Here is an 11,851-nt window from a genome sequence, read left to right on the forward strand (position 1 = left end):
CGTTTCGGAGATGTCGCCCTGCGCCTCGGGCGAGACCAGGGTCAGGTGCTTGTGCTTGGTCGCGGCTGCCATCGTCATCCCGTCGCCTCCGGCGACCGGCATCATCCGGTCGTCTAGCCGCCGAACGTCGGTCGGGCCGGCTTCGTTCCCCAGTCGCCAGCCAAAGGCTGCGCAGTCGAGGATGGACATCTAGCCGCCCGCGCCGCGGATCGACAACGTCAGCATTTCTTTAGTGCGATTTCAGGACAGCCGAACCCGCGTCAGATCCCGGCCCCGGTCTCCGCCTGGATGCGCTGCGCCACCCGTTCCTGCAGCCGCCAGAGATGCCGGTCATGGATGCCGTACTGCTCGAGCGACGCCACGGTCTTGTAGAGATATTCCGCGCAGGACCCGCCATGGCCGCAGGCTCTCGCCAGCATCGCGACCGTTTCGTCCGGGACCGGCTCCGGCCGGTAGTAGGAGCAGGCCCGGTTGGCCACGAAGCCCAGGGCACGGACATTGCCCGTCGCCGTTCGCACGTCGAACCAGTGCGGCCGGTTGCCAGAATCGGTGTAGACGAGTTCCCGGCGCAGCAGCAGCTCGATGTCCTTGCCCACCTCGGCGTCGGGCAGGCGGAATAGCACGCCCTTGCAGGAGCCGCCGCGGTCCAGCGCCAGCATCAGGCCAGGCTCCTCGGGCGTGCCGCGCCAGCGGGTCAGATGGAGGCAGTAGGCGCGGTGCCAGCCATGGACGGTGCCGACCCGCGCCTCGGCATGGCCGAAGGTCGGGTTCCACAGGAGCGAGCCATAGGCGAAGACCCACAAGGGCTCGCCCGGCCGGATCTCGCCGATTAGCCGCTCGGTCATCTGCCGGTACTGCTCGTCGCTAAGGAGCGCCAGGTCCGCGGGATGGCCGGGATCGGGAACCACGCGATGGACCCGGCTCACCAGGTCGGGGGTCAGGGCGCGCATGCGGGCGCGCCGGCTGTTCGTTGCATCGATGCGGATACTCATGCCGTTGCGGCTGGCTCCTCCAGGGCATGTTCCGGCGCCCAGCCGAAGAAGCTGCGGCCGAGGATGCCGGTGAGCTCGGTCAGGCTCTGCTGGATGAAGTCGTCCAGCGCATGCACCGAGCCGGTGGCGATCACCCTGGTCACCTTGGCCGGCTCCAGGTCGTCGCGGAGCCCGTCCAGATGCTCGATCGCCCGGCTGGCCGCACGCAGCCCGTAGCGGCGGCGCAGATGGTGCAGATGCTCCTCGATGGCGGCCAGATGGTGGGCCACCGAGCGCGGGAAGGACGGGTCGCACAGCATGAACAGCGTGACCTTCTCCTGGTTGATCTCGCGCGGATGGCGGCGCCGGAAGGCCTGGTAGCCGGCGGCCGAGCGCAGCAGCGCCGTCCAGTAGCTGACGTCGCCGGCCGCGTCATCGCCCTCGCGCAGGGCTGCCGCGAGCAGTTTGGCGTCCAGCAGCCGCGTGGTCTGGTCGGCGCACTCGATCGCCCGGCCGAGCTCGTAGAAGGCCCAGGCCTCGTCCCGGTAGAGCGTGCCGGCGGTGATGCCGTAATGGGCGTCGCAGCCGTCCTTGATCTGCGCGCACAGCCGCGACAGCCGCTCCTCGGCCAGGTCGTCGATGCCGAGCGTCAGCACCCGGTTGTAGAAGATGTTGAGCTGGACCCACATCTCGGTGGTGATCAGCGGCCGGAGCGTGCGCGCATTCTCCCGCGCCGCCCAGATGTCGCTCACCAGCGAGTTCGGGTTCTCCCGGTCCAGCACATAGAAGCGCAGCACCGACTGGGCGGAGGGCTGACCGTGCTTCTCCTCGAAGCGCCGGCGGTCCGCGTTGATGTCCAACACCACGCCCCAGTCATGGGCGCCGCGACTGTCGCGGGAAAAGGTCTCCTGCACGTCCAGGATCCGCGCCAGGTTCTCGGCGCGTTCCACGTAGCGGCCCATCCAGAAGATGCATTCGGCGTAGCGGGCGAGCAGCCTGGTCATGCCACGTCCTCCCGTAGCACCCAGGTATCCTTGGAGCCGCCGCCCTGGGAGCTGTTGACCACGAGCGAGCCCTTGCGCAGCGCCACCCGGCTGAGTCCCCCCGGCAGCACCCAGGTAGAGCGGCCGGTGACCGCGAACGGGCGCAGGTCGACATGGCGCGGCTCGATGCCGTCCTCGGTGAGCGTCGGCGAGACCGACAGGTCGATCATCGGCTGGGCGATGAAGTTGGCCGGATCGGCCAGGAGCTTGGCGCGCTGGTCGTCCAGCTCGGCCTTGGACGCCTTGGGTCCGATGGTGATGCCGTAGCCGCCGGATTCGCCGACCGGCTTCACCACCATCTCGCCCAGCCGCTCCAGGACCTGCTGCAGCGCCGGCTTTTCCCGGCAGATCAGCGTCTCGACATTGGGCAGGATCGCGTCCTGGTCCAGGTAGTAGCGCACCAGCCGCGGTACATAGGCATAGATCGCCTTGTCGTCGGCGACCCCGGTGCCCGGCGCATTCGCGAGCTGGACATTGCCTTTGGCATAGGCACGCATCAGTCCCTTCACGCCCAGCATCGATTCCGGGTTGAACGCCTCCGGGTCGATGAAGTCGTCGTTGATCCGCCGGTAGATCACGTCCACCGGCATCGGCCCGGCAATCGTCTTCATGAACACCCGGTCGTCATCGACGAACAGGTCACGGCCCTCCACCAGCGGCACGCCCATCTCGCGGGCCAGGAACACGTGCTCGAAATAGGCGGAATTGAACACGCCGGGCGAGAGCAGCACGACCTGCGGCTCCTCGATCGCCGGCGAGGCCACCTCGCAGAGCCGGTCGTGCAGGCGCTGGCCGTAGTCCGACACCTTCATGATCGGCACGTTCTCCATCAGGTCGGCGAACGCGCGCAGCATCAGGTGGCGGTTCTCGACCACGTAGGAGACGCCGGAGGGCGAGCGGGCATTGTCCTCCAGCACCATCATGGTGCCGTCGCGGCCGCGCACCAGGTCGGTGCCGTTGATGTGGACATAGGTGCCGAACGGCAGGTCCAGCCCCTCCATCTCCTTGCGGTAGTTCGGGTTGCCCAGCACCAGGTCGCCCGGGATGATCCCGTCCTTGATGCATTTCTGGTCGTGGTAGATGTCGTGCAGGAACAGGTTCAGCGTCTGCACGCGCTGGATCACGCCCCGCTCGATCGTCGCCCAGTCGCCACGGGTCAGGATCCTGGGAATCAGGTCGAAGGGCAGGATCCGGTCGATCGCGTCCTTCTCGCTGTAGACGGTGAAGGTGATCCCCAGATTGTAGAGCTCGGTCTCGGCATCGCCTGCCCTGGCGCGCAATGTCGCCAGCGGCAGGGCGTCCAGCCGCCCGGCCACCCGGGCGATCGCGGCCGAGCGCTCGGCCGAGCGCAGCATCTCGCAATAGAACGGGCCCGGATCGTAGCCACGGAACGTGCCGCTCCAGCCAGGCTGGGACTGGCTCGAGCCGGAAGTCTGGACTTGTGCCTGCATCGTCGCGGTCCCTTGGCGCCCGTTGGCCGTTGCAGCAAACACGGTGCCACCGAGTGCTGACAAGCGCCGCATCGCCACTCCTGCCTGCTGCTTTGGCACCACGCGATGCTTAACTGCCCGCCGCGGCGGCAGTGCCGGCAGGGCTTCAGCCCTGCACCAGCTCGGCCAGCCGGAAGCCGGCGATCCGGTCGATCTGCGCGAGTGCGGTCGCCGTCTCGGTTGCCACGTCGTTCGGCAGCCGGGCCTCGAAGCCGGCCAGGATCTGCGCCTTGCCCGCACCCTTGACCGCCATGATGAACGGGAAGCCGAACTTCGCCCGGTAGGCGTCGTTCAACGCATGGAAGCGCGCATGTTCCTCTTCCGTCAGCCGGTCCAGCCCGGCCGAGGCCTGCTCCCTGGCGGAATCGGCGGTCACCTCGCCGGCCAGGGCCGCCCGCCCCGCCAGGTCCGGATGCGCCCGGATCAGGGCCAGCCGGCGCTCGGGCGGCGCTGCCCGGACCGCCGCAGCCAGCGCCTCCTGCAGCGCTGCCGCTGTGCGGAACGGCGCCTTCTCGAACGCCACTTCCGCCACCCAGGGACTGTGCTCGTAGATCGACCCGAAGGTCCGGACGAACGCCTCCCGGTCCATGGCGTCGACCTCGGCCATTGTCGGCATCGGTTCCTCCGGTATCGCTTGACCACGCCCGGGAGCTTGCAGGACCCTTCATGCGTGGCAAGGGAAGACACGATGGGCCGGCTGACCACCCATGTTCTCGATACCGCGCACGGCCGCCCGGCCGCCGGCATGGCGCTGGCCCTCTACCGGCTGGGACCGGACGGGTTCCGCGAGCTCCTGACCGAGCGCCGGACCAACGCGGATGGCCGCTGCGACCAGCCTTTGCTCGACGAGGCAGCCTTCATGACCGGCAGCTACGAGATCCTGTTCCAGGTCGGCCGCTACTTCGCCGGGCTCGGCGCGCCACTGGCAGAGCCGCCGTTCCTCCATGAGGTGCCGCTGCGCTTCGGCATCGCCGAGGACGGCCATTACCATGTACCCTTGCTGGTCTCGCCCTGGTCGTACTCGACCTATCGGGGGAGCTGAGGCCATGGCCCCGATCCGCTTCACCGTGAATGGCGCAGGCGTGGAGGTGACGGACCTCCACCCGACCACGACCCTGCTCCAGTATCTGCGCGTCCACCGCCGCCTGACCGGCACCAAGGAAGGCTGCGCCGAGGGCGACTGCGGGGCCTGCACGGTCGCGGTCGGCGAATGGCTGGACGGGCGGCTGCGCTGGCGCGCGGTCAATGCCTGCATCCTGTTCCTGTCCACCCTGCACGGCAAGGCGGTGCTCACGGTGGAGGGCCTGTCGTCCGAGAGCCAGCCGCTCCACCCGGTCCAGCAGGCCTTCGTCGACCACCATGCCGCCCAGTGCGGCTTCTGCACGCCGGGCTTCGTCATGGCCCTGGTGGCGCACCGGCTGGACCCGGAGAACGGCGGACATCTCGCGACCGAGGACGTCATCGCCGGCAATCTCTGCCGCTGCACCGGCTACCGCCCGATCCTGGACGCCGCGGCCGATGCCGAGCCCGGCGGGCTGGAGCCGGCCCCACCGCCGGAACTGCCCGACGAGGCGATGCCGGACTATCGGGCGGCCGGCGGCCGCATCCGGATGCCGCGCTCCGGCGACGAGCTGGCCGCCTGCCTCCAGGAGACCCCGGACGCGACCTTGCTCGCGGGGGGCACCGACATCGGCCTCTGGGTCACCAAGGCCCTGCGCGAGCTGGACGACCTGGTCTGGCTCGGCGCCTGCGCCGACCTGCAGCGGATCGATGCCACGCCAGACGGCCTCAGGATCGGCGCCGCCGTGCGGCTCCACGACGCCCACCCGGCACTGGCCGGGCACTGGCCGGAGCTCGGCGAACTCCTGCGCCGCTTCGCCTGCGTGCAGATCCGCCAGGCCGGCACCGTGCTCGGCAACGTACTGAACGCCTCGCCGATCGGCGACGGCTCGCCGGCCTTCCTGGCCCTGGGCGCCAGCCTCGTGCTGCGCAAGGGCGACCGGCGCCGGACCGTGCCGCTCGACTCGTTCTTCCTGGCCTACCGCAAGACCGCGCTGGAGCAGGGCGAGTTCGCCGAGGCACTCCTCCTGCCCTGGCCGACAGATGGCCAGGTCTTCAAGGCCATGAAGCTCAGCAAGCGCTTCGACCAGGACATCTCGGCAGTCATGGGCGCATTCCGCCTGACCCTGGCGGACGGCCTGGTCCAGGACGCCCGCTTGGCCTTCGGCGGCCTCGCCGCGATCCCCAGGCGCAGCCCCTCTGCCGAGGCGGCCCTGGTCGGGCAAAGGCTGGACGAGGCCGCGATCGAGGCCGCCTGTGCCGGCTTCCGCCAGGACTTCCAGCCGATCGACGATGTCCGTGCCACCGCGGCCTACCGGCTGGAGGCCGGCCAGAACCTGCTGCGCCGGCTGTTCTATGAGGTGACCAGCCCGGCGGACGCCCCCCGCATCCTCGACCTGGAGATCACCGCATGACCAGGCTCCAGGCAGTAGCCGCCCCCCTGCCCCACGATTCCGCCGAGCTGCACGTCACCGGCCGGGCCCGCTATGTCGACGACCTGCCCGAGCCGCATGGCTGCCTCCATGCCGCGGTCGGCCAGTCCGCCCGCGCCCATGCCCGGATCGTGCGGATGGACCTGAGCCGGGTCGCCGCGGCCCCTGGCGTGGTCGCGGTGCTGACCGGCGCCGACTTCCCCGGCCTGAACCAGATCGGCCCGGTCCTGCTCGACGAGCCCGCACTCGCCCAGCACAGCGTCGACTATCATGGCCAGGCCGTCTTCGCCGTGGCCGCCACCAGCTACGAGCTGGCGCGCCGCGCGGTCACGCTCGCCGAGGTCGAGTACGAGGACCTGCCGGCGGCGATCCATCTGGAGGACGCACTCGCTGCGAACCATGACCTCCTGCCGCCCTACGAGATGCGCCGCGGCGACCCGGAATCGGCGCTGACCCGCTCTGCGCACCGATTGGAAGGCAGCTTCCGCCTGGGCGGCCAGGACCATTTCTACCTGGAAGGCCAGATCGCGCTGGCCATCCCCGGCGAGGACGGCGGCATGGATGTCCATGCCTCCACCCAGCATCCCACCGAAGTCCAGCACGTGGTGGCGCGGTGCCTGGGCGAGATCGACGCCAAGGTCCGGGTCGAGTGCCGGCGGATGGGCGGCGGGTTCGGCGGCAAGGAGACCCAGGCCAACCAGATCGCGGCCATCGCGGCGGTGCTGGCGCGTAAGACCGGAAGGGCGGTGAAGTTCCGCCTGGATCGCGACGTCGACATGACACTCACCGGCAAGCGCCACGACTTCCGGATCGACTACCGGGTGGGCTTCGACGAGGACGGCCGGATCGAGGCGATCACGTTCGACCAGGCCGCCCGCGGCGGCTGCTCCGCCGACCTGACCGGGGCCATCGCCGACCGGGCGATGTTCCACGCCGACAACGCCTATTTCTTCCCGCATGTCCGGATCCGCTCGCGGCGGCTGAAGACCAATACGGTCAGCAACACCGCGTTTCGCGGCTTCGGCGGCCCGCAGGGCATGCTCGGCATCGAGGAGGTGGTCGACGAGATCGCCCGGCATCTGGACCGGGACCCGCTGGACGTGCGCCGCGCCAATTTCTACGGGCCCGCACCGCGCCACCTCACCCCCTATCACATGGAGGTCGAGGACTTCGTCCTGCCGGAGCTCATGGACGAGCTGGAGCGGAGTTCCAACTACCGGGAGCGCCGCGCCGCCATCGAGGCATGGAACGCGACCAGCCCGATCCTGAAGCGCGGGATCGCCCTCACCCCGGTCAAGTTCGGGATCAGCTTCACCACCAGCCACCTGAACCAGGCCGGCGCCCTGATCCAGCTCTATACCGACGGCTCGGTGCTGCTGAACCATGGCGGCACCGAGATGGGCCAGGGCCTCTACGTGAAGGTCCAGCAGATCGTCGCCGAGGAGCTGCAGATCCCGACCGGCCTGGTCCGGATCACCGCGGCCGACACCAGCAAGGTGCCCAACACCTCCGCCACCGCCGCCTCGTCCGGCACCGACATGAACGGCATGGCCGCCCAGGCGGCGGCGCGCACGCTGAAGGAGCGGCTCATCGCCTTCGCCGCCGGGAAATACGGCGTGCCGGCCCACAAGATCGTGTTCCAGGACGGCACCATCCTGCTGGGCGAGCGGCGCATGAGCCTGCGCGAGCTGGCCAAGGAAGCCTGGATGGCCCGCATCCAGCTTTCCGCCACTGGCTTCTACGCCACGCCCGGGATCCACTACGACCGCGAGCAGGCGCGCGGCCGGCCGTTCTACTACTTCGCCTATGGCGCCGCCTGCTGCGAGGCGGTGATCGACACGCTGACCGGCGAGAACCGGATCCTGCGCGCCGACCTGCTCCACGATGTCGGCCGCTCGCTCAATCCCGCGATCGACCGCGGCCAGATCGAGGGCGGCTTCGTTCAGGGCCTGGGCTGGCTCACCACCGAGGAGCTGTGGTGGACGAAGGAGGGGGCGCTCGCCAGCCATGCGCCCTCCACCTACAAGATCCCCTGCGCCTCGGACCTGCCGCGTGACTTCCGCGTGGCGATCTGGGAGCGTGGCCGCAACCAGGAGCGCAGCATCCACCGCTCCAAGGCGGTGGGCGAGCCGCCGCTGATGCTGGCGATCGCGGCCTTCCAGGCGATCAAGGACGCGGTCGCCCGGGCAGCACCCGGCAAGGGTTCGCCGCGGCTGGACGCGCCGGCCACCCCGGAGCGGGTGCTGTTCGCGGTGAAGGAGCTGCGCAGACGGGCGGCTGCGCTGGATCTGGCCCGGGCGGCGGAATGACACGGGCGATCCGGGTCACCGTCGTGCGTGCCGTGGGCTCGACGCCGCGGGCAGCCGGGGCCGTGATGCAGGTCACCCGCGAGCGGATCGAGGGCACGATCGGCGGCGGCCAGCTCGAATGGCAGGCGCTGAAGGCCGCGCGCGACATGCTGGACGAAGGAACAATCACAGCCGAGCAGGAGTTCACCCTCGGCCCCAGCCTGCGCCAATGCTGCGGCGGCCGGGTCCTGCTCCGCTTCGAGGCGACCGACCAGCCCTTCGCCGAACCTCTCCCGACCCATGCGCAACAGCTCGTCCTGCTGGGTGCCGGCCATATCGGCCAGGCTCTGCTCCGGGTCCTGGCACCCCTGCCCTGGCAGATCACGGTGTTCGACCCGCGGCCCGACTGGCTGCCGGAGCCCGGGCCGCATCTCGTGGTCCGCCATGATCCGGAACCCGGCCCTACCGTGGCGGCGGCACCACCCGGCGCCTGCTACGTGGTCGCGACCCATTCCCACGACCTGGACCTGGACGTGGTCGACCTGGTCCTGCGCCGCGGCGATGCGCGCTGGCTGGGCCTGATCGGCTCCATGACCAAGCGCCGCAAGTTCGAGCGGCGCCTGATCGCGCGCGGGCACCCTTCATCCGCGCTCGGCCGCCTGATATGCCCCATGGGCCTGCCGACCATCCGGGACAAGCATCCGGCCGCGATCGCCATCTCGGTCGCCGCCGAACTCCTGTCCCTGCCCGAGGAGCCGTCCGCGTGAACCACGAGACTGCCATGCGCCGCGCCATCCGGCTGTCCATCGAGAAGATGGAGGCGGGCGAGGGCGGCCCGTTCGGCGCGGTGATCGTGAAGGACGGCGAGATCATCGCCGAGGGCTGGAACCGGGTCACCTCCACGAACGACCCCACCGCCCATGCCGAGATGGAGGCGATCCGCGCAGCCTGCCGCAGGCTCGGCAGCCACTCGCTCGAAGGGGCCACGATCTACACGTCCTGCGAGCCCTGCCCGATGTGCTTTGCCGCGATCTACTGGGCGCGGCTGGACGCGGTCCATTACGGCAACGACCACAAGGCCGCCGGCGCCATCGGCTTCGACGACGAGTTCCTTTATCTCGAGCTGGCCGTGCCGATGGAGCAGCGGCGGGTGCGCTTCACCTGCACCCTGCCCGACGAGGCCAAGGAGGGCTTCGACCGCTGGATGGCGAAGGCCGACAAGGTGGCCTACTGATGCCGCCACTCCTGGAGCTGGCCGGCATCACCAAGCGCTATCCCGGCATCGTCGCCAACCAGGACGTGTCGCTGGCCGTCCAGCCGGGCGAGATCCATGCCCTGCTCGGCGAGAACGGGGCCGGCAAGTCGACGCTCATGAAGATCGTCTACGGTCTTGTCCGGCCCGACGAGGGCGAGATCCGCTGGCAGGGCCTGCCGGTCGTCGAGAACTCGCCGGTGCTGGCCCGCAAGCGCGGCATCGGCATGGTGTTCCAGCACTTCACCCTGTTCGAGACGCTGACGGTCGCCGAGAACATCGCACTGGGCCTGGAACCCGCCGATGCCGGAGGCGACCTGGAGAACAGGATCCGCGAGCTGTCCCGCCATTACGGCCTGGCGGTGGCCCCGCAGGCACCGGTCTGGTCCCTGTCGGTGGGCGAGCGGCAGCGGGTCGAGATCGTGCGCTGCCTGCTCCAGTCGCCGCGCCTCCTGATCATGGACGAGCCGACCTCGGTGCTCACCCCGCAGGAGGCGGACGGCCTGTTCGCCACGCTGCGCCGGCTGGCGTCCGAGGGCTGCGCAGTCCTCTACATCAGCCACAAGCTCGAGGAGATCCAGGCGCTGTGCCATGCCGCCACCGTGCTGCGTGCCGGCAAGGTGGTGGCGCGCTGCGATCCCACCCGCGAGACCGCGCGCAGCCTGGCCGCCCTGATGATCGGCAAGGCGCCGCCGGAGATCGAGCACCGGCCCGCCGAGAGCGACGGCCCGGTGGTGCTCTCCGTGACGGACCTCTCGCTCCCGCCCGCCGACCCGCACGGCACAGCGCTCAAACGAATCAGCTTCAGCCTGCGCGCCGGCGAGATCCTGGGCGTGGCGGGGGTGGCGGGCAACGGCCAGCGCGAGCTTTTGCGCGCCCTGTCCGGCGAGGATGCGCGGGCACCTGCCAGAGCGATCACGCTGGCGGGCCAGCCGGCGGGCAATCTGGATCCCAGGGGGCGGCGGGCGCTTGGCCTGGCCTTCGTGCCCGAGGAGCGCCTGGGCCGGGGTGCAGCCCCCAAGCTCAGCCTGACGCTGAACGCGCTGCTCACCGGCAGGCGCCGGAGCCTGACCAGGGCCGGGCTGATCCGCCAGGGTGCCGTCGAGCGTCGGGCCGCCGAGATCGTCCGCCGCTTCGACGTGCGCACGCCCGGCATCCAGGCTGAGGCCGGCAGCCTGTCGGGCGGCAACCTGCAAAAGTTCATCGTCGGCCGCGAACTCTTCGACGGCCCCAAGCTCCTGATCGCCGCCCACCCCACCTGGGGCGTCGACGTGGGTGCCGCCACGCTGATCCGCGAGGAGATGCTGGCACTGCGCGACCGCGGCGGCTCCGTGCTCCTGTTCAGCGAGGAGCTGGACGAACTCTTCCTCCTGTCCGACCGGATCGCGGTGATGTTCCACGGCATGCTCTCCCCGCCCGCCCCCGTCCGCCAGCTCACGCCGGAAAGCGTCGGGCTGCTGATGGGCGGGGCCGGCTTCGAGGGAGGGGCCGCCCTTGCTCAGGCTCACTAGGCGCACCAACCCGTCGCGCAGCCTGGAGATCCTGGCCCCGCTGGTCGCGGTGGCCCTGACCCTGGTGGTCGCCGCGATCCTGTTCGTGGCACTCGGCAAGAACCCGGCCGATGCCTTCGCCGCGATGTTCTGGCGCCCGGTCCAGGACCTCTACGGCTGGAGCGAGCTGGGCGTGAAGGTGGCGCCGCTCATCCTGTGCGCGGTGGGCCTGGCGATCGGCTTTCGCGCCTCGGTCTGGAACATCGGCGCCGAGGGCCAGATCGTAGTGGGCGCCATCGCCGCGAGCTGGGTGGCGCTCGCCATCGGCGATGGCGGCTTCGGCCTGCCCGGCTGGCTCCTGCCGCTCCTGGCCGGTGCCCTGGGCGGCATGGTCTGGGGCGCCATCCCGGCCCTCCTGCGCACCAGGGCCAACGCCAACGAGATCCTGGTCAGCCTGATGCTGGTCTATGTCGGGGGCTTCCTCCTCCAGTACGTGGTGCGCGGGCCGATGCGCGACCCGATGAGCTTCGGCTTCCCGCAATCGCCGATGTTCCCCGACGCAGCCCGCCTGCCGATCCTCCTGGACACCACCCGCCTCCACCTGGGTTTCGCCCTGGCCATCCTGGCGGCACTGGTCGCCTGGCTGTTCGTGGCGCGCTCCTACCAGGGCTTCGTGTTCCGCCTCTCGGGCGAGGCGCCGGCCGCTGCCGCCTATGCCGGGTTCAGCCGGGCCAAGGTCATCTGGGGCAGCTTTCTGATCAGCGGCGGCCTGGCGGGTCTCGCCGGGGCCGCCGAGGTGCTGGGCCCGATCGGCCAGCTCCAGCC

Annotated in this window: 12 protein-coding genes; 7 read left to right on the plus strand and 5 right to left on the minus strand. The window is 70.2% G+C overall.

Going from position 1 to position 11,851, the window contains the following annotated elements:
- The 5 genes from VNS22_RS14770 to uraD all read right to left on the minus strand — a co-directional run.
- The coding region (locus VNS22_RS14770; RefSeq protein ID WP_325733681.1) for a hypothetical protein at positions 1-189 on the minus strand (189 nt) is incomplete at its 3' end.
- A 71-nt stretch (positions 190-260) separates the two neighbouring features.
- Entirely contained in the window at positions 261-950 is a 690-nt protein-coding gene (locus tag VNS22_RS14775; RefSeq protein ID WP_325733682.1) for a gamma-glutamylcyclotransferase, read from the minus strand.
- Between the two features lie 38 nt (positions 951-988).
- Entirely contained in the window at positions 989-1,975 is a 987-nt protein-coding gene (locus VNS22_RS14780; RefSeq protein WP_325733683.1) for an alpha-E domain-containing protein, read from the minus strand.
- Complete coding sequence (locus VNS22_RS14785; RefSeq protein ID WP_325733684.1) at positions 1,972-3,465, minus strand: circularly permuted type 2 ATP-grasp protein; 1,494 nt, start codon at positions 3,463-3,465, stop codon at positions 1,972-1,974. Before VNS22_RS14785 ends, VNS22_RS14780 begins: the two co-directional genes overlap by 4 nt.
- Positions 3,466-3,610: 145 nt before the next feature.
- Positions 3,611-4,120, minus strand: a complete 510-nt coding sequence (gene uraD, locus VNS22_RS14790) for a 2-oxo-4-hydroxy-4-carboxy-5-ureidoimidazoline decarboxylase (RefSeq protein ID WP_325733685.1) — start codon at positions 4,118-4,120, stop codon at positions 3,611-3,613.
- Between the two features lie 72 nt (positions 4,121-4,192).
- Between uraD and uraH the strand changes: the two genes are divergently transcribed.
- From uraH to VNS22_RS14825, 7 genes are all read left to right on the plus strand, one after another.
- Positions 4,193-4,546, plus strand: a complete 354-nt coding sequence (gene uraH / locus VNS22_RS14795) for a hydroxyisourate hydrolase (protein WP_325733686.1) — start codon at positions 4,193-4,195, stop codon at positions 4,544-4,546.
- A 4-nt stretch (positions 4,547-4,550) separates the two neighbouring features.
- A complete protein-coding gene (gene xdhA / locus VNS22_RS14800) occupies positions 4,551-5,978 on the plus strand; it encodes a xanthine dehydrogenase small subunit (RefSeq protein WP_325733687.1) in 1,428 nt (475 codons plus the stop codon).
- Complete coding sequence (xdhB, locus tag VNS22_RS14805) at positions 5,975-8,305, plus strand: xanthine dehydrogenase molybdopterin binding subunit (RefSeq protein WP_325733688.1); 2,331 nt, start codon at positions 5,975-5,977, stop codon at positions 8,303-8,305. Before xdhA ends, xdhB begins: the two co-directional genes overlap by 4 nt.
- Positions 8,302-9,051: a xanthine dehydrogenase accessory protein XdhC gene (gene xdhC, locus VNS22_RS14810; RefSeq protein ID WP_325733689.1), complete on the plus strand. Its 750-nt coding sequence runs from the start codon at positions 8,302-8,304 to the stop codon at positions 9,049-9,051. Before xdhB ends, xdhC begins: the two co-directional genes overlap by 4 nt.
- The gene (locus VNS22_RS14815; protein WP_325733690.1) at positions 9,048-9,518 is read left to right on the plus strand and encodes a nucleoside deaminase; all 471 of its coding nucleotides are present in this window, start codon (positions 9,048-9,050) and stop codon (positions 9,516-9,518) included. The genes xdhC and VNS22_RS14815 overlap by 4 nt, the downstream gene beginning before the upstream one ends.
- Positions 9,518-11,047, plus strand: a complete 1,530-nt coding sequence (locus tag VNS22_RS14820; RefSeq protein WP_325733691.1) for an ABC transporter ATP-binding protein — start codon at positions 9,518-9,520, stop codon at positions 11,045-11,047. Before VNS22_RS14815 ends, VNS22_RS14820 begins: the two co-directional genes overlap by 1 nt.
- The coding region (locus tag VNS22_RS14825; protein ID WP_325733692.1) for an ABC transporter permease at positions 11,031-11,851 on the plus strand (821 nt) is incomplete at its 3' end. The genes VNS22_RS14820 and VNS22_RS14825, both read left to right, overlap by 17 nt.

It is taken from the genome of Geminicoccus sp., assembly GCF_035556675.1.
In the GTDB taxonomy this organism is placed as follows: domain Bacteria; phylum Pseudomonadota; class Alphaproteobacteria; order Geminicoccales; family Geminicoccaceae; genus Geminicoccus.

Bases quoted from the DNA above. Each gene is read 5' to 3' on its own strand.
- VNS22_RS14775 (WP_325733682.1), bottom strand. From the start codon at position 950: ATGCGCGCCCTGACCCCCGACCTGGTGAGCCGGGTCCATCGCGTGGTT.
- VNS22_RS14780 (WP_325733683.1), bottom strand. From the start codon at position 1,975: ATGACCAGGCTGCTCGCCCGCTACGCCGAATGCATCTTCTGGATGGGC.
- VNS22_RS14785 (WP_325733684.1), bottom strand. From the start codon at position 3,465: ATGCAGGCACAAGTCCAGACTTCCGGCTCGAGCCAGTCCCAGCCTGGC.
- uraD (WP_325733685.1), bottom strand. From the start codon at position 4,120: ATGCCGACAATGGCCGAGGTCGACGCCATGGACCGGGAGGCGTTCGTC.
- uraH (WP_325733686.1), top strand. From the start codon at position 4,193: ATGGGCCGGCTGACCACCCATGTTCTCGATACCGCGCACGGCCGCCCG.
- xdhA (WP_325733687.1), top strand. From the start codon at position 4,551: ATGGCCCCGATCCGCTTCACCGTGAATGGCGCAGGCGTGGAGGTGACG.
- xdhB (WP_325733688.1), top strand. From the start codon at position 5,975: ATGACCAGGCTCCAGGCAGTAGCCGCCCCCCTGCCCCACGATTCCGCC.
- xdhC (WP_325733689.1), top strand. From the start codon at position 8,302: ATGACACGGGCGATCCGGGTCACCGTCGTGCGTGCCGTGGGCTCGACG.
- VNS22_RS14820 (WP_325733691.1), top strand. From the start codon at position 9,518: ATGCCGCCACTCCTGGAGCTGGCCGGCATCACCAAGCGCTATCCCGGC.